At 72.7% G+C, this 17,155-nt stretch carries 12 protein-coding genes; 10 read left to right on the forward strand and 2 right to left on the reverse strand.

What is annotated here, in order from left to right; translation table 11 throughout:
- Positions 1–57 precede the first annotated feature (57 nt).
- The 6 genes from AB0D74_RS18660 (at position 58) to AB0D74_RS18685 (ending at position 8,287) form a co-directional block, all read left to right on the forward strand.
- Complete coding sequence (locus tag AB0D74_RS18660) at positions 58–504, forward strand: nuclear transport factor 2 family protein (RefSeq protein ID WP_362587391.1); 447 nt, start codon at positions 58–60, stop codon at positions 502–504.
- A 151-nt stretch (positions 505–655) separates the two neighbouring features.
- A complete protein-coding gene (locus AB0D74_RS18665; RefSeq protein ID WP_362587394.1) occupies positions 656–3,256 on the forward strand; it encodes a hypothetical protein in 2,601 nt (866 codons plus the stop codon).
- 107 nt (positions 3,257–3,363) lie between these two features.
- Complete coding sequence (locus AB0D74_RS18670; protein WP_362587396.1) at positions 3,364–5,934, forward strand: hypothetical protein; 2,571 nt, start codon at positions 3,364–3,366, stop codon at positions 5,932–5,934.
- A gap of 205 nt (positions 5,935–6,139) precedes the next feature.
- Positions 6,140–6,463 carry a WXG100 family type VII secretion target gene (locus tag AB0D74_RS18675; protein WP_362587399.1) on the forward strand — a complete coding sequence of 108 codons (324 nt, stop codon included), beginning with the start codon at positions 6,140–6,142 and terminating at the stop codon, positions 6,461–6,463.
- A gap of 54 nt (positions 6,464–6,517) precedes the next feature.
- On the forward strand, positions 6,518–6,841 hold the full coding sequence (locus AB0D74_RS18680) for a WXG100 family type VII secretion target (RefSeq protein WP_362587402.1): 324 nt from the start codon (positions 6,518–6,520) through the stop codon (positions 6,839–6,841).
- Between the two features lie 51 nt (positions 6,842–6,892).
- Positions 6,893–8,287 (forward strand): EsaB/YukD family protein, encoded by a 1,395-nt coding sequence (locus tag AB0D74_RS18685; RefSeq protein ID WP_362587405.1) that lies wholly within the window; start codon positions 6,893–6,895, stop codon positions 8,285–8,287.
- A 93-nt stretch (positions 8,288–8,380) separates the two neighbouring features.
- Here AB0D74_RS18685 and AB0D74_RS18690 read toward each other — a convergent pair whose 3' ends face one another.
- A complete protein-coding gene (locus AB0D74_RS18690) occupies positions 8,381–9,064 on the reverse strand; it encodes a response regulator transcription factor (RefSeq protein WP_362587408.1) in 684 nt (227 codons plus the stop codon).
- 246 nt (positions 9,065–9,310) lie between these two features.
- On the opposite strand from AB0D74_RS18690, the gene AB0D74_RS18695 reads away from it, so the two are divergent.
- Both AB0D74_RS18695 and AB0D74_RS18700 read left to right on the forward strand, forming a co-directional pair.
- A complete protein-coding gene (locus AB0D74_RS18695; protein WP_362587411.1) occupies positions 9,311–10,150 on the forward strand; it encodes a hypothetical protein in 840 nt (279 codons plus the stop codon).
- The gene (locus AB0D74_RS18700) at positions 10,147–12,867 is read left to right on the forward strand and encodes a right-handed parallel beta-helix repeat-containing protein (RefSeq protein WP_362587414.1); all 2,721 of its coding nucleotides are present in this window, start codon (positions 10,147–10,149) and stop codon (positions 12,865–12,867) included. The genes AB0D74_RS18695 and AB0D74_RS18700 overlap by 4 nt, the downstream gene beginning before the upstream one ends.
- An 89-nt stretch (positions 12,868–12,956) precedes the next feature.
- On the opposite strand, the gene AB0D74_RS18705 is transcribed toward AB0D74_RS18700, so the two are convergent.
- Positions 12,957–13,679, reverse strand: coding sequence for a hypothetical protein (locus tag AB0D74_RS18705; protein WP_362587417.1), 723 nt, complete (start codon positions 13,677–13,679; stop codon positions 12,957–12,959).
- 203 nt (positions 13,680–13,882) lie between these two features.
- Between AB0D74_RS18705 and AB0D74_RS18710 the strand changes: the two genes are divergently transcribed.
- Entirely contained in the window at positions 13,883–16,654 is a 2,772-nt protein-coding gene (locus AB0D74_RS18710) for a WXG100 family type VII secretion target (RefSeq protein ID WP_362587420.1), read from the forward strand.
- Positions 16,655–16,667: 13 nt separating this feature from the next.
- Positions 16,668–17,141 (forward strand): hypothetical protein, encoded by a 474-nt coding sequence (locus AB0D74_RS18715; RefSeq protein ID WP_362587423.1) that lies wholly within the window; start codon positions 16,668–16,670, stop codon positions 17,139–17,141.
- Positions 17,142–17,155: the final 14 nt, after the last annotated feature.

Below are 17,155 nucleotides of genomic sequence, written 5' to 3' on the forward strand. Positions count from 1 at the left end.
CCCCCGCGCCGATTGCCGGGACACCACCACTTCAACGCCGGAAGAAGAGCAACCCGCATGAGCAACGAGCAGGAACGACAGGAACAGCAGGTGCTGCGGGCCGCCGACGGTCTCGTGGCCGCCTTCGCCGAGGAGCGCCTGGACGACTACTTCTCCGCCTTCGCCCCCGACGCGACCTTCGTGTTCCACACCACCGACCGGCGCATCGAGTCCGTCGCCGAGTACCGTCGGGTCTGGGCCCGTTGGGCGGCCGACGACGACTTCCACGTGCTGAAGTGCCGCTCCTCCGACCGCCGGATCCAACTCTGGGACGACACCGCGGTGTTCACCCACACCGTGGAGACGGACGTCTCGACGCGCACCGGCACCGGCACCCTGCACGAGAGGGAGACGATCGTCTTCCGCCGTGGGGCAGACGCCCTTTGGCTCGCCGTGCACGAACACCTGTCACCGGCCGTCCCCTTCCCGCCCGATCCGGCCGGGCAGCCCCGTCCGCTCGGGTGAGCGCGGACTCCGGCACCCGCGGCGAACCGATCTTGGCGGCCGTCCGTAGCTGTAGGTGAGGCCGGAGCCGGTGAACCGAGGGACGGAAGCCGTCCGCCGACGTACGTCCGGTACGTCCGGGAAGGGCATGCCGTCACGGAAGGAGCAGTTCATGTCCCGCTGGGGGACCCTCTTCACGCGCCTGGCACCAGGCCGGGGCGAGCAGCCCGGCAGCACGCCGGGTGAGCCCGACACGCTTGTCCTCGTCGACGAGTACGACGGGCTGACCCTGCTGCGCGCCACCGAACAGGCCGTCCCCGGAACGGAGGAGGCGGCGGAACTCGCCCGGTCCCTGGGCGCCGCAGCGGGGCAGACCGTCGCCACGGTCGTCGTCGGAGTCGACGGCCCGGTGCCGCCCGTGCTGTGGACCCGGCTCGGCGACATCCTCGACGCGCTCCGGGACGACGGCGCGACGACCGTCCGCCTGGTGGTCTCCGGCGCGGGGCGCGGCACCGCGGACCGGCCCGCCCTGGCCCAACGGATCGCCGACGCCTGGGGGTTGGGCGTGATCGCGCCCGCGGGCAGCGCTCTGCTCGTCCCCGGCGGGACCCTCTTCGTCCCCGACGCACCGGAGCCGTCCGGCGGCTGGCAGCTCTTCCAGCCCGGCACGGAGCCGACGCCGCTGGGGGCGCGCCATCCCGCCCCGGGTTGGCAGACCGCCTTCGCGGCGCTCCCCGAACACACCGCCGCAGGGTACGCCGTTCGCCCCGTCCCGGCCGGCGTACTGCTCCAGCCCCCGGGCACGCCACCGCCCGTCCCCGGCGACCTGTGCTACGCGGTGCCCGTCGACCCCGCCCACCCCACCGTGCTGGTCGGCGTGCCCGGCCCCGGCGGCGGTGCCCGGATCCCGGCCGACGACCTGGCCGCACTGCTCACCGCGCTGCCGCCGACGGTGCGCGACGACATCCGGGTGGCGCCCGGCGCCGAGGGCGACCTGCTCCCCGTCGTCCAGGAGGTCACCGGCGCGCTGGACATCGGGGTCGAGGTGCTCACCGGGCCGCCGCTCGCGGTCCGCGCGGAGACACTGGACGACGCGGAACTCGCCGCCGGGCCCGTCCTCGTCGACGGCACCGGCCGGCCGACCTGGCGGCCCTATGTCGAAGCCGTGAAGTGCCGCCCCGGTCGCCCCGGCCGTCCTGACCGCTCCGGCGACTCCGGCGGCTCCGACCGCTCCGGCGACTCCGGCGGCTCCGACCGCTCCGGCGACTCCGGCGCCGACGCGGAGGTCACCGACCCCCGGCTGCTGCGCTGGCGTTCCCCGGTGCCCGACGCCCAGCTCCAGGACGCGGGTGTGGTCCGGCTGTCGGAGCGTTGGCAGCTCACCATGACCCGGTCGGGGCTCGCCCTCGGACCCGTCGACCAGTCCTTGCCGATCGCGGACCGCCCCGTGCTCGCGGACCAACTCGCCGTCGAGATCGCCCCGTCGGAGCAGCCGCTCGACGAGACCTGCTGGGCCGCCCTCTCGCACGTGCTCGACTACCTCGACCCCGAGGCACGCGAGTTCGCCGTCCTGCACGCGCCCGGCCGCACGGCCGAGGAGAGCCGCATGCTGCGCCGGCTCGCCGTGCAGCACGGAGTCCGGATGCTGTGGCCGCCGACCGCCGGCGCCGACCCGGAGGCCCTGCCCGAACCGGCCGCCGCCGCACAGCCCCCGGCCAGCGCCGGGGAGGCACCGGCCCCGGACGGGTTCTCCGTCTACCGCGAACGGATCGGCGGCATCGTGCAGGCGGCGAACGGCGGACGGTACGACGACGCCACGACCCTCGCCACGGCACTCGAACGCGAGGCGTTCACCGCCCACGGCTCGGAGCACCCGACGTCCCTGCAGATCCGCCAGATCAGGGCCCACGTGATGCGGCTGGCCGGACACAACGCCCTCGCGGCCGACCTCTACCGGCGCGTCGCGTTCAGCCTGCTGGTCACCGCCGGCCTGGACAGTGTGGACGCCGAGCAGGCCGCCGCCAACGCGGACGCCTGCTGGCGGGACACCGCCGACATCGCACTGGCCCTGCGCATCGCGCCGTCGATCATCTCCCTGCGCGAGAAGGTGCCGGGCCCGAACGGCCGCCTGCTGCGGGCCGCGGAACGCTACCGCGACCAGCTGGAGTCGGCCCACGCCACCCCGCCCACGCCGCACCTGCCGTCGGCCGTACCGGTCCCGATGACACCCCCGCCGCCGGCCGACCGGCACCGGACACCACCGGTCCTCACCGGCCCACGGCCGCCCCGGACTGCGACCGAGCCCCGAACTCCCGCGGCTGCCGCAGGGCCCCGGACGGCGCCGGCCTCCGACGGGAATCGGCCGCTTGCAGCCTCCGGCGAGCCCCGGCCGCTACCGCCCGCCGACGAGTATCGGTCGCCCGCGGCTGCCGCCGAGCCCCGGACGGCTCCGGCGGCAGGCGGGGCGCGGACCTCCCGGGCCGGCGCCGAGTCGCGCACGCCCTCGGTTGTCGGCCCCGCCGTCGCCCCCGTCCCTGCCGTCGTCCCCGCCTCCGTCGCCGCCGTCGCCCCCGTCCCTGCCGTCGTCCCCGCCTCCGTCGCCCCCGTCGCGGCGCGCGTGCGGCGGTCGCCCGCGCAGCGGGAGCTGGTGCCGGTGGTGCCGTCCGGGCAGGCGAGGACCACCGGTGTTCTCCCGCCGCAGCCGTCCGCCTTCGGGAACGCCGACGAACCCGTGGCCGCCACCTCGTGCTCGGCCGTGGCGGGGCGCTCCTGATGCGGTACGGACACGGGACGGAAGGGCGATGCCGGGGCGGACGCCCGCACCGGCGGCGTCCCCCTCACGTCCGCCGCACCCTCCCATCGACCCGAAAGTGAGCGGGGATGGCACAGGCAACCCCCAGGGGGACCGGCGTGGACGACGGGGCGGTACGCGTCGAGGAGCACGGCGGCCTGCTGGTGCTCCGTTCCGGCACGTCAGGGCCCGTGGACGACGTCGACGACCTCGCCCGTGTGCTGCGCTGGGCGGGCGACCGGACGGTCACGCTGGTCTCCGATCCGCAGACCATGGCCCGGGCGGATTTCTGGCCCCGGCTGGGCGGAGTGCTCGACGCGCTTCGCGGGGCCGGCCATACCGCCGTACGGCTGGCGATGGCGGGTGCGGGCGAGGAGCGGCCGGGCCGTCCGGCGTTGGCCCGGCGGGTCGCCGACAGCTGGGCCGTCAGCGTGGAGGCCCCCACCGCCGGTGTGCATCTGGTGCCGGGTGCCTCGCTGTACGCACCCGGCGGATGGCTGGGGTTCGCCCCCGGCCTCGCCCCGGTGCTGCTCGGCGCGCGGTGTCCGAGGCCCGCGTGGGAGGCCGCGCTCGACGTCGTTCCCGGGTACACGGCCGGCGGACAGGTGATCGAGCGGATCCCCGCAGGACTGCTGCTGCGGCCCGCCCAGGCGCCCGCCACCGTACCGGGCGATCTCCTCCACACCGTTCCGCTCGACCCCCGACGGCTCACCGTGGTCGTGGGCGGGCCGCCGGGGGAGGAGGCGTCGGCCGACGACGTCGCCGCCGTGCTGTCCGCGCTGCCGGGTCCGGTGCGTGACGCCGTGCGGCTGGCACCCGGCGGTCCCCTGGATCTGCTGCCGCTGGCCCAGCGACTGGCCGACCGGTTCGGCATCCCCGTGATGGCGGCGACCGGGCTGCCGCTGCTGACCGAGGGCCCGTCCGGTGGCGCCCGCGCGGTCCGTTCCGTCGTGATCGGGACGGACGGCGCGCCCGGCTGGGTGCCGTTCGTCAACGCCGCCGAGTGCCGGCCAGGACAGCAGCCCCGGCTGCTGGGCTGTGCGGCACCGCTGCACGGCCCGGACGACCCGCCCGACGGAGCGGTCCGGCTCACCGACCGCTGGCAGGTCACGGTGACCCGGGCCGGGCTGTGGGTCGGCGAGCACGGCACCGCCCGCCCGGGTGCGGGGCTCGCGGTCGACCCGACGGGACCGGTCGTGGAGGCCGGGGTCCCGGGGGAGCGGCCGGACCCCTCGCTGTGGCCGGCACTGGACCGCCTGCTCGGTTCGCTGCCGCCGCGGACGCGTGCCGACGCCACGCTCCAGGTGCACGGTTCCGCACCGGACGACGCCGACGCCCTGCGCGAGCTGACGTCCCGCCACGGCCTGCGCCCCCCGGCCCCGACCGGAGGGTCCCAGCTCGTCCCGTACCCGCGGGTCCCGGCCGCCGCACCCGCGCCGGCCGTGCCCCGTACCGCGGCGGATCCACTGGCCGTACCCGATCTCGCCGACGCCTGGGAGCACCTCATCGGGGGGCGGGCGGAGACCGCCGCCCCCCGGGAACCGCTGACCCAGGACCCGCCCGCGGGTCCCGACCTCGACGAGGCATGGGAGCACCTGAGCCGGCGCCCCGCGCCGATCACCACCTCGTCGTCGGAGGCTCCGGAGGCTCCGGGGACGCCGGGCGCGCCGGAGACGCCAAGAGCCCTGCAGACGCCGGGAGCCCCGGACGCCTCGGACCGGCTGACGCCCCGGCCGCGACCGTCCCGCCCGGACGCCACGCGGCCGGCGGGGACGGGGCCCGCCCGGTCCCCCTTCCGGGCCGGTCACCGCAGCGGTCCCGCGGAGCACACGGCGCTGCGGTTGCTCGCGGGACCGGCGTGGGAGCGGCACGCGCCCGCCGTCGCCCGCGCGCTCACCCGGCTGCCGGCCATGTCCGACGGGGAACGGGCAGCCGCCGAGGCGGACCTGACGGCGGTTCTCCTCCATCTCGACGACGCGGGCGGGCTGCTCGACCACCACGCGGTCGCCGCGGCCTGCCAGGGGCGTGACGACAGGCTGCTGCCGTTCGCCTCCTGCCTGGTGTCCGGGCTGCGCCGGCTGCCGACGCACCGCGGCGCGGTCCTGCGCGGCGCGGGTTTCGCGCTGCCGCAGGCGGAGGACCCGGAGACCGATCCGCTCCGCCCCGGCACCGTGCTCCGGGACCGCGCCCCGCTCAGCGGTGTGCGCGCGGCCGGGGGAGCGGCCTGGCCGCGCGGCCCGCGCTATGCCGTCTGGTCGGTCACCGGCCGACTCGCCAGGCCGCTGTTCGCCGCCCTCGACGGGCCGGAGGCGGTCCCGGAGGCGGCGGCCGCGGAGGCGGTGGCCCCTGAAGCAGCGGTTCCTGAAGTGGTGGTTCCTGAAGTGGCGGTCCCTGAAGTGGTGTTCGCCCCCGGCACGCCCTTCATGGTTCTCGACGTACGGCGCGGCGGTCCGTCCCCGGTGGTCCTGCTGCGCGAACTGCCCGCCTCGGGCGGGGCCCCGGCGTCCGCACCGGGCCAGGGACCGGACGCCGAACTCGGCGGGGCCGACCGCGCCGCGCTCGCCGGCCTGGACGAAGTGCTCCGCGGCCGGGGCGCCCAGAGCCACGGCGGCGGAGGCTGGCCGGAGCGGTGCGCGGGCCCGGTGGGCGAGGGCCCCTAGACCTGCCCCGAGGGCGGCCCGCTCCTTGCCTTCTTCGCTGATGAGCCGTCAAATCCCCTGCGCGCGGGGGACTTTCGGCATGCGTGGGCGCGGGGACACCGTTCGCCGTTCCAGGGGGACACCGGAAAGGGGATCTGTCCGCCTTCCGTCCACCGCTGCGACGCTTACTGGGCCGGTATGACGCCACCCGGAGAGGAGCAGTACGGTGACCGATTTCAAGGTGACACCGGAGCAGATCTCGATGGCCGCAGCGGCCTGTGACACCAAGGCGGGCGAGATCGACGGCCAGTTGGCGAACCTCAAGAACTACGTGGCCAACATGGAGGCCTCGTGGCAGGGCATCGCCCAGGACACCTTCCAGGCCCTGATGCAGGAGTACGACATCTACTCCCGCATGCTCCACGACGCGCTCACCGACATCGCCGGCGGCCTGCGCGGAAACTACGTCAACTACGGCGACGCCGAGCAGCAGAACATCAACTCGATCAACACCATCGAGGCCGGCCTCTCCAACGCCAACCTCGGCTGACGTCCCGTCACCACCGCCGACCCGGCACAGCACCCAGCACACCAGGGAGTGATCATGGCAGGAAACATCGACGGCGCGAACCTCGTGGTCAGGCCGGAACTCGCCCAGGCGGGCAAGGACATCAACGGCATGGCCCAGACCATCGCGGACGAACTGAGGGACCTCAAGAACCAGCTCCAGCCGGTCCTCGCCGGCGGCGACTGGACCGGTGACGCACAGCGGTACTTCGAGGGTCTGGAAGCGGAGTGGAACTACGCCGCGAACGGGCTCTTCGGTCCGGACGGTGTGCTCGGCGAGGTCGCCAACGCGATGCACGTCAACTGGAACAACTACTCCGAGGCCGAGTGGGCCAACGGCCGCACCTGGCAGCACCGCTGACCCGCCGTCCCCGTGGCGGAACGCCCCCGCATCCCCTGAGGAATCGTCATCGTGGATGAGCACTGCCGTATCACCGTCGTCGGCGAGCGCCGGAAGGTGGACCTCGCGGTCCCCGCCGGCGCCCCGATCGTGAGCTATGCCGACACCCTGGCCCGCCTGTGCGACCAGCGGGAGTCCGACATCATGCCGGCGGCCTGGACCCTGGGCGCGGCGACCGGGAGTGCCTTCGCCCCCGAGTGGTCGCTCGCCGAACTGGGCGTCACCGACGGGCAGGTCCTCTACCTGCGCGACGCCACCGCCGACGAACTCGACGACCCGGTCGTGCACGACGTCGCCGAACGGGTCGCCGACGTCTCCGGGGGCGTCCTGGACCGCCGGTGGGAGGCCCGCTCCCGTACCTACGCCCTGACCGCGCTCGCCCTGGCCTGGCTCGTCGCCACGCTGGCCGTGCTCGCCGTCCGGCACCGGCCCGGCACGGGCGTCCTCCTCGATCTCGCGCTCGCCGCCGGGCTCGCCCTGCCCGTCCTGGCCTGGGTCGCGACGGAGCGCACCTGGCCCGTCCCGGCCGCCCTTCGGATGACGATGGGCCTGTGCGCGGTGCCCGCCCTGGCCCTCTGCGCGTGGTCCGCGGCCCTGGGCCAGGGCACCGAACGGCTGGGCCTCACGGGGATCACGACCGGGACCGGGCCGGCCGTGGCGGCCCTCGCCGTGGGCGCGCTGCTCGGCGCCTTCCTCGCCGCCCTGGCGGCGCCCGCGGTCACCACCTCCGCCACCCTCTTCACGGCCGTCGTCGCGGCCGTGCTCGGCATCGGCCTCGCCGCACTGCGGGCCGGCGGCGTCCAGGCGGCCTCCGTCGTGGCCGTCGTCGCCTTCGCCCTGCTCACCGTCGTGCCGTCGGCCGTCAGCGGCACGGTGGCCTTCACCTGGCGGCGGGTGCGGATGAGGGTGCAGGAGGAGCCGCGCGACGACGAGGTCGCCGACGCCGTACGCGCCGCGACCGTCCTGCTGGTGACCTGGAGCGCCGCCCTGAGCGTGATCCTCGGCGGCGCGCTGGTGGTCATGGCCGCCTCCGCCTCCCCGTACGCCGACCTCGCGGCCGGACTGCTGGGGCTCGCGGTCCTGCTGCGCGCCGGATCGGCCCGGCTGGTCGCCGAGGTGGTGCCGCTGCTGCTGGCCGGTACGGCCGGACTCTTCACGCTGCTCGTCACCGGCCCCGAGCGGTTCGGCTCGGCGAGCTGGGTCGGGCCCGTCTGCAGCGCCCTGGGCGCGGCCGTACTCCTGGTCTACGGATTCCGGCGCATGATGCGCCGTCCGGACCTGCCGGCGATGGCCCGGCCCCGCTGGCTGACCGGATTCGGCTCGGTACTGGCCGGAGGCAGCGTCGCCCTCGCGGTGGCGACGTTCGGCGCGTTCGGCTCGATCGTCGGTCTGGGACACCACATCTGACGAGACGTCACCGACGTCGACAACAGGCGTGACCGCCGGCCCGCACAGGTGCTGTGCGGGCCGGCGGTCACGACAGGAAGGGTGCGCGCGATGTCAGGCGGCGGAGGAGTAGCCGGCCGCGAGAACGGGGCTGCGGAACTCGTCGTCCTGGAGCAGCCCGAGCTCGATCGCCTTGCGGGTGAGATCCGCCTTGTTGCGGACGTTCAGCTTGTTCCGGATCCGCTTCACATAGGTGCTGACCGTAGCCTCCGTCAGCCCCATCCGGCGGGCGATCTGACCGTGCGTCAGTCCCGTGGCCAGGAGCCTCAGTGCCTCCCGCTCCCGGTGCGCGAGCGCCGGGGCGGGGGTGCCGACGGGCTGCCGCAGCTCGTGGTGGAGCCGGCCCGCGAGGCCGGGCGCCACATGCAGACCGCCCAGCGCCACCGTCTCGACCGCACGCAGCAACTCCTGCTCGCCCGCCTGCTTGCCGACACAGCCGTAGGCCCCGGCGCGCAGCGCGTCGGTCACCGGCTGCCAGCCCGCGAGGTCGGCGACCACCAGCACCCGAGCGCACTCCGTGAGCGCGGCCACGGTCCTGGCGAGCGACGGCCCCGGCTGCTGCGGCGCCCCGTAGACGATGACGTCCAGGCGCTGCGCGGCGGGCTCCGGCAGCTCCGCCGGATCCGCGGCCAGCGCGACCACCCGCAGCAACGCGCTGCCGGAGAGCAGGGTCTCCAGACCCAGGCGCACCAGACTGTGCTGCTCGACAACGGCGATCTGAGCAATCTGGGGGGACATCGGGCTCCTGCCAATTCTCGGTTTCGGGGAGTTCCTGAGTACGAACGTAGCCTCCGCGTCAGCCCCCGACCCCGCTCCGGGACTCGTGAGAGAAAACACGTGAACCTGCCCATGACCTCGTACGTAACTCAAGTCGGGTGCCCTGCGGCCGAGTAGCCCACTCGTGCGCCCGCGCCGCGGCTATTCGTTCCGCCATCCCTTTCCCAGGATTATTCAGAAACTCAACAATGAGGGGTGCTTTCCCGCATGATTGAAGAGGACTGGCGTGAGTTCTCCTCCGCGTTCGCCGAATCCGTGAGGCCCGAGGACCCGCGCGGCCGGACCGGCAAGCGCATGCTCGTGGTGAGCGTCTCCACGCTCCTGGCCGTCGCCCTCGGCGCGCTGGTCTACGGCGCGCTCGGCGGCCCGGCGTTCGCACTGCCCGACGAGGTCAAGCCGATCGCCCCCAGCCCGGACGCCACCCCCTACCAGGCCGGCGGCCAGAGCGCCGGACAGACCTGGAAGGCCATCGCCGGCCCCGACTGCGCGGCCAGCAGCGACGGTTCGACCAGCTTCGCCGCCTACGGCTACGCCACCGGCACCGACGCCGACGGCACCGCGGCCTGGACCCAGTCGGACAGCGGCGGCTACACCGGCGAGGCGTGCACCGGCGGCTACCTCTCCATGCCGGTCTCCGGCAAGGCCGACGGCTACGACGCCACCCGCTACGCGCTGTGGAAGTACGACTTCAGCTCCCACTTCACGGTCGCCTCCTGCCGGGTCTCCAGCTACGTGCCCGTCAACTCCTCCCGCACCCGGGTCGGCGGCTCGCCCGCCTACTTCTACTACTACGACGACGACTACACCCCCGCCACCAGCGCCACCCCCGCCACCAGCGCCGACAGCGAGCCCAAGCCGCTCGGCGGCTTCCTCGTCGACCAGGTCGGCAAGGCCCACCAGGGTCGCTGGTACACCTCGCCCGCGTTCACCGTGCGGACCGGCCGGGTCACCGTCAAGCTCGTGGACGCCGGTGCCGAGCGCGCCGACGCGGCCGACGGCGTCCATGTCGCCGCCGCGCAGCTGCGCCTGACCTGCACCTCGACATGAGCGCCGGACTCCGCGTCGCGCCCCGCGGCTGGGGCACCTTCAAGACCATCGTCGCCGCGGTCCGCGAGGCACCGGCGGGCGCGGTGATCTCCGTCCAGCCCGGCACCTACACCGAGAGCGTCGTCCTGGACCGGGACATCACCCTCGCCGCCGAGAAGGGCCGCGGCACGGTACGGCTCGTCGCCGGCGCCCACGGTCCCGCGCTCACCGTGCAGAGCCCCGGCGGCCGGATACAGGGCCTGGTCCTCGAAGGCCGCGGCACGGAACCGGCCGTCCTGGTCACCTCGGGCGCGGTCGAGATCAGCGGCTGCGAGATCACCGGCGGCGGCATCCAGGTCACCGGCACCGCCAAGCCCGTCCTGCGGGACTGCGAACTCCACCACACCGGGGACATCGGGCTCCACCTCGGCGGTGACAGCCGCGCCGTGGTGGAGAACACCGGCATCAGCGACGTGGACGCCGTCGGCATCCTCGTCGACCACGGCGCGGCCCCCACCCTCACCCGGGTGTCGGTGACCCGCACCGGCGGCCACGGCATCCGCGTCACCGGCGCGGCCCGCGCCGCCCTGGAGCTGTGCGCCGTCACCCACACCGGCGCCGCGGCCGTCGCCGTCGACGACACGGCCCGGCCCGTGCTGCGCACCTGCCGGATCGGGGACAGCGAGGCCGGGGGAGTCGTCATCACCGGCGACGCCGGGGCCGACGCCGCCCCCGACGACGACAAGGCCGGTGAAGCGCCGTCCGCCGGGGGCGAGTTCGGGGTCGCGCTGCGCGGCTGCGAGATCGCCCGCACCGGACGCGACGGCGTGCACGTCACCGGCCGGGCCGTCGCCTCCCTCGTCGACTGCCGGGTCAGCGACGTCCGCGCGGCCGGCGTCGTCGCCACCGGCGCCGCCCGGCTCCGGCTGCACGGCACCACCACCACCGACACCGCGGGCTCCGGCCTGGCGGCGGGCGGCGAGGCACAGGTGGAGGTACGCGCCGGAGCCTTCACCCGCTCCGGCGCCAACGGCGTCTACGCCTCCGACACCGCCCGCCTCACCCTCACCGACTGCGCCGTCACCGTCTCCGCCTTCACCGGGGTGCACGCCGGCGACGGCAGCCGGGTCACGGTCCACGACAGCCGGGTCCAGGGCACCCCGGAACACGGCCTGCGCAGCGTGGACCAGGCCCTGCTCACCCTCACCGACACGAAGATCGACGACACCGAGCTGTGCGGCATCGAGGTGGACGGCGGCGACCTCTCCGCCCGCGGCTGCCGCATCACCAAGGCCGCCACCGGCATCGGCCTGCGCACCGAACACCGCCCGCTCGTCGACGACTGCTCGATCAGCTCCTGCTCCGGCGTCGGCATCGACATCGGCGCGGGCACCGCCGCACTCGTCGTCGACACCCGTGTCACCGGCACCGGCGCGGCCGGCGTCTTCGTCCGCGAGGGCGCCGCCGCCTGGCTCACCGACTGCTCCGTCACCGACACCAAGGGCACCGGTGTCGTGGTCCAGGCGAAGGCCAGGCCCCGGGTCCGTGGCACCACCGTCACCGGCACCGCGAAGAACGGCCTCTACATCGCCGACCATGCCGCAGGACGCTTCGAGGACTGCGACATCAGCGCCACCGGCTTCCCCGCCGTCTACGTCGGCAAGGAGGCGACCCCCCTCCTGCGCGGCTGCCGTATCCACGACACCGACGAGGACCTCAAACTCGCCGACGGCGCCGACCCCACCATGGAGCGCTGCCGCGTCGACGACGTGAAGATCAGCACGATGCCGGAGGAGGCACTGGGCGACGACCCGCTGCCCGCACCGGCCGGCACCGGCGCGTTGGCGGTGGCACCGGGCGGCCGGGCCACCGGCCCCGCCGCGGCATCCGCGACGGGCACCGGCACCCGGCAGTCCCGGGCCGAGAGCCTCTCCGAGGTCCTGGCCGAACTCGACGACCTGATCGGCCTGGAGAGCGTCAAACAGGACGTCAGCACCATGGTCAAGGTCATGCAGCTGGTCCGCCGGCGCACCGAGGCAGGCCTCGCCGCCCCGCCGCTCAGCCGCCACCTGGTCTTCGCCGGCAACCCCGGCACCGGCAAGACGACGGTGGCCCGCCTCTACAGCCGCGTCCTCGCCGCCCTCGGCCTGCTCTCCCGCGGCCACCTGATCGAGGCCGACCGGGGGTCCCTGGTCGGCGAGTACGTCGGCCACACCGCGCCCAAGACCACCGCCGTCTTCAAACGAGCCCTGGGCGGCGTCCTGTTCATCGACGAGGCGTACGCCCTCACCCCCGCGGGCCAGGGCAACGACTACGGCCGCGAGGCCATCGCCACCCTGGTCAAACTCATGGAGGACCACCGCGACGACATCGTCGTCATCGTGGCCGGTTACCCCGACGAGATGGAACGCTTCGTCGACATCAACCCCGGCCTGGCCTCCCGCTTCACCCGCACCCTGATGTTCGACGACTACGGCAGCGAGGAACTGGGCCGCATCGTCGAGTTCCACGCGGCCAAGCACGAGTACGAGCTGCCGCCGGACACGCGTGAGGCCCTGCTCGCCTACTTCGGCGCGCTCGTGCGTGACGACCGCTTCGGCAACGGCCGCACCGCCCGCCAGATCTTCCAGCGCATGACGGAACGGCACGCCCAACGGGTCGTGGAACTGGTCGAGCCGACCACGGAGGACCTGGTGACCCTGCTGCCGGACGACCTGCCGACTGTCGCCGTGGAGTGAGGCACCGGTAGGACGGCACCACCCCAGAGCACACGGAACGGCGCCCGACCGGGAACTCCGGCCGGGCGCCGCTGTGCTCCGCGCGCGTGTCAGACCGCCGAGGGCGTGTCCGCGTCGCTCCCCTGCACCGCCGACTGGGCGGACGGATCCATGGACGACTTCGCGTCCGTCTGCGCGTAGGTCTGGCCGGCGTTGTTCAGCAACGCGGTGAAGGTACCCATCAGTTCGATGCCACCGGCACCGTCCTGCATGACCTTCGTCAGCTGCGGATTGATCGCCTCGGCGAACTGGGCTCCGCTTTCGGCGAGTTCGTCCTTGTGCCATTGCAGGGCGCCGTGCGGGCCACTGGCCTCGGAGTGACCGTTGTCCTGGCCGAACAGGGTGTCATCGTGGATGGCGGCCTGCACCTTGGTCCGCAGCGCTTCGTACGCGCTCGTCACGTTCGAGACGGCATCGAGGAAGGTCCCCTCCGCCGCCCGCAGCGCGCCCAGGTCGATCGAGAAGGCGTTGGTGTCCGGAAGGGGCGGCGGGCCGTCCGATCCGCCGCTCGACTCGGTGGGCACCAGGTCGGGAGCCGTGGTGTAGGCCATGCTCAGCTTCGGCATGGTGACCATCGGGTCGGGCGGGTCGTCGGAGTCCGAGTCGTCGGTCTTGTTGGTCGTCGCCGTGACCCCGTAGATCTCGGCGTACTGTTCGGCGGCGTCTTCCTCGTCGCCGTGATCGCTCGCGTCCGGGTCTACGTTCGGTACCCAGGGGTCGCTCTGGTATTTCGATGCGTGCGGGCTTACGTCGTCGCTGTCGCTGTCGCCCATGAGATACCCCGCTTTCTTCGGTCATCGGCCTTCTGATCGACCCATCCATGGTGCCGGGATATCGAGTGCCGCTCGACGTCCCTTTTCCAGGACGTCCCCGATGCCAGGAACAAGGATCTGGGAAATCCCTTCCCGCCCCACGACTCTTAGCGTGCGGACACATATGAAGTCGCCGACGGGGCGGGGAGAGGAGACGGGGCGAGATGGCGAACGCGCACACCGACGGCGAGGCGTTGATTCCGTTGGACCGGGGGCTGTTCGAGCCCGCGACGGCGTCGACGGACCAGGACGCCGCAGCCCCGGCACCGGTTGCCCAGAACTCCACTCCGGCGGAACCGGCGGTCGACACCCACGGCGAGGCCGGTCTGACGCCCGACGACGGTTCGCTGGTCCACCTGGACAGGGAATTCTTCAGCCGGGCGACGGGGGAGCCCCACGCGAGGCCCCACCACGGCCACGGAGTCCCCGAACGACACGAGGACCATGCGGGCCGTGCGGACCAGATGCCGGCGGATCACGCGGACACCGGCGACACACAATTCACCGTCCAAGCGCCCCCGTCACCGTCACACGGAGAGGGCGCCGCCGAGACCCAGCCCTCCGCTTCCGCGTCCACCCCCGCGCCGACATCATCGGAAACGGAGGAACCGCGTGCGGCGAACACCCCCACGGACACCGGCGACTCGGACCCCGGCCAGACCACATCGACCGACCAAGCCCTCACCGAACGAACCGTCGACGGCCAGCACCTGCTGGGATCCGCCACCCAGGACGGCGGTTGGATCTCCCAGGACGGCACGGTCCACGTCTCCGGCGACGGCACGGTGGAGCAGGGGCTGACGGCGCCGGACGGCGCGTTTCTTGCGAACGGTGAAGTACGGCAGATCGACGGTGACTCGGTCTACGGAACCCGTTTGGACGACGGGTCGTTCCTGTCCGAAGACGGGAACACCATGGTCACTGCCGGTGGTGTGGTCGAGCATGGGCAGACGACTGCGGATGGGCAGTTCGTCACGGAGCGGGTTGTTGACGGTCGGGATCTGTGGGGTTCGGATACACAGGACGGCGGGTGGGTTTCGCAGGACGGGACGGTTTACGTCTCGGTTGATGGTGTGGTGGAGCATGGTCTGACGGCGCCTGATGGTTCGTTCCTGGCGAATGGTGAAGTGCGCACCATTGACGGTGCGGAGGTTTACGGAAGTCGTTTGGACGATGGGTCGTTCTTGTCGGAGGACGGGACGACGATGGTCACCGCCGATGGTGTGGTGGAGCATGGGGAGGTTTCGTCCGACGGGCAGTTTCTGACGGAGCGGACTGTTGACGGTCAGGCGATGTGGGGTTCGGATACGCAGGACGGGGGGTGGGTTTCTCAGGACGGCACGGCTTATGTGTCGAGTGATGGGTCGGTGGAGCGTGGTCTGACGGCGCCGGACGGTTCGTTCTTGGCGAATGGCGAGGTGCAGCAGGTTGATGGTCAGACTGTTTATGGGACGCGGTTGGATGATGGGTCGTTTCTGTCGGAGGACGGGACGACGATGGTCACCGCCGATGGTGTGGTGGAGCATGGGGAGGTCTCGTCCGACGGGCAGTTTCTGACCGAGCGGACTGTTGACGGCCAGGAGTTGCTCGGCTCCGACACCCAGGACGGTGGGTGGATTTCCGAGGACGGGACCGTATATGTCTCGGCGGACGGAGAGGTCGAGTACGGGCAGACCTCGTCCGACGGATCGTTCGTGGCAGCCGGCGACACGTCGGGCGGGGACGGCACGACGACAGCCTCGGCGGACGACGGCACGACGACCACGGTCTCGGGCGACGGCACGACGGCCGTGCCGGATGACGGCACGACCACGGTCCCGGACGACGGTACGACCACCGTCTCGGACGACGGCACCGTAGGCGACGGGACGAGCACGTCGGACGCGGTGGACTCCTCAGACGGGACCTCCTCCGAGGAGTCCGAGGAGTCGGGGTCGGATTCGTCGGGACTGACCGCGCGGACCGTCGGCGGACAGACGTTGCTGGGGACCGCCACCCAGGACGGCGGGTGGATTTCGGAGGACGGGACCGTCTACGTCTCTCCGACGGGCGAGGTGGAGAACGGGCTGACCTCGCCGGACGGTACGTTCCTGCCGAACGGCGAGGCGCGTACCGTCGACGGGCAGCAGGTGTACGGAAGCGTCCTGAGCGACGGCACCTGGGTGTCGGAGGACGGGACCGTCGAGATCCAGCCCGACGGCACCGTCCTGAACGGACAGACCACGGCGGACGGGCAGTTCCTCGTCTCGCGGGACGTCGACGGGCAGACGCTGCTGGGTACCGCCACCCAGGACGGCGGCTGGATCTCCCAGGACGGCACCGTCTACGTAGCGGCGGACGGCGAGGTCGAGCACGGCATCAGCACCCCGGACGGCAGCTTCCTGAAGGACGGGGTGACCAAGACCCTGCCCGACGGCACCGTCCTCTACGGCTACATGTCGGGCGGCGACTTCTACTCCTCCGACGGGACCACCGTCGTCCTCGCGGACGGCACCGTGCTCACCGGCAGCCTCGACACCCAGACCGGCATCTTCACCGCGTCCGACGGCTCCACCTTCCTCGTCACCGACGACGGAGTCGACAGCGCCACCCTGCAGAGCGACGGCTCCTACGTGCTCGCCGACGGCTCGACGGTGATGACCCCCGGGGCCTGGGCCGTCGACATCGGTCAGCTGGGCGAGTCCATCACGCTGGTCCGGAACCGGTCCGGTGTGATCGAGGACAACATCAACGCCATCCAGGACCAGTACCGCGTCGTCGAAGACGCCTGGAACGGCCCCGCCGGGAATTCGTTCACCGATATCTCCACGCAGCTCAGCAAAGTCATGACGGACCTCCAGGATCTCCTCACCGACATGATCGAGCGCATGATGACCAGCAAGGAGAACTACATCTCCGCCGAGACAGCCAACATCGCGAATTCACAGGGCTCCTGAGGAGGCGTCAGCAATGCCGAACATCCCCCACGACTACAACGCCGTCACGCTCTCGGTGGATCCGAACAGTCTCACCGCCGCGTGCGACCAACTGAACGCGGCCGGCCGGAACATCAGCGACGCGCTCGCCGACATCATGAATTCCCTGAGCGAACTGCGGCTTGCGTGGACCGGAGACTCGGCCGACGTCGCCGACGACTTCAACACACGCTGGACGACGGTGACGGAGCAGCTCTACGGCACGCAGGCGAATCCCTCCAAGGGCGTCCTCAACGTCCTGACCGCAGGCGTCTCCAAGGCCGCGCAGAACTACGCCAGCGGCGAGGGCGCCGTCAAGGCGATGTTCTGGAACTTCCACCACGGGACAACGCTGGGCAAGAGCGGCGGTTCGACGTCCACCGGTGCCCCGACCGACGTGGTGGACCAGCCGACCGGTACTCCGAACGAGAACTTCCACACCACCGCGGTAAACGAAACCGGATTCTGAGGTAGCCCCCGATC

This window comes from Streptomyces sp. NPDC048278 (assembly GCF_040652195.1).
Taxonomy (GTDB): domain Bacteria; phylum Actinomycetota; class Actinomycetes; order Streptomycetales; family Streptomycetaceae; genus Streptomyces.

Excerpts from the sequence above, each read along its gene's own strand:
- AB0D74_RS18680 (WP_362587402.1), top strand. The coding sequence starts at position 6,518 with ATGGCAGGAAACATCGACGGCGCGAACCTCGTGGTCAGGCCGGAACTC.
- AB0D74_RS18705 (WP_362587417.1), bottom strand. The coding sequence starts at position 13,679 with ATGGGCGACAGCGACAGCGACGACGTAAGCCCGCACGCATCGAAATAC.
- AB0D74_RS18695 (WP_362587411.1), top strand. The coding sequence starts at position 9,311 with ATGATTGAAGAGGACTGGCGTGAGTTCTCCTCCGCGTTCGCCGAATCC.
- AB0D74_RS18665 (WP_362587394.1), top strand. The coding sequence starts at position 656 with ATGTCCCGCTGGGGGACCCTCTTCACGCGCCTGGCACCAGGCCGGGGC.
- AB0D74_RS18710 (WP_362587420.1), top strand. The coding sequence starts at position 13,883 with ATGGCGAACGCGCACACCGACGGCGAGGCGTTGATTCCGTTGGACCGG.
- AB0D74_RS18700 (WP_362587414.1), top strand. The coding sequence starts at position 10,147 with ATGAGCGCCGGACTCCGCGTCGCGCCCCGCGGCTGGGGCACCTTCAAG.
- AB0D74_RS18670 (WP_362587396.1), top strand. The coding sequence starts at position 3,364 with ATGGCACAGGCAACCCCCAGGGGGACCGGCGTGGACGACGGGGCGGTA.
- AB0D74_RS18715 (WP_362587423.1), top strand. The coding sequence starts at position 16,668 with ATGCCGAACATCCCCCACGACTACAACGCCGTCACGCTCTCGGTGGAT.
- AB0D74_RS18660 (WP_362587391.1), top strand. The coding sequence starts at position 58 with ATGAGCAACGAGCAGGAACGACAGGAACAGCAGGTGCTGCGGGCCGCC.
- AB0D74_RS18690 (WP_362587408.1), bottom strand. The coding sequence starts at position 9,064 with ATGTCCCCCCAGATTGCTCAGATCGCCGTTGTCGAGCAGCACAGTCTG.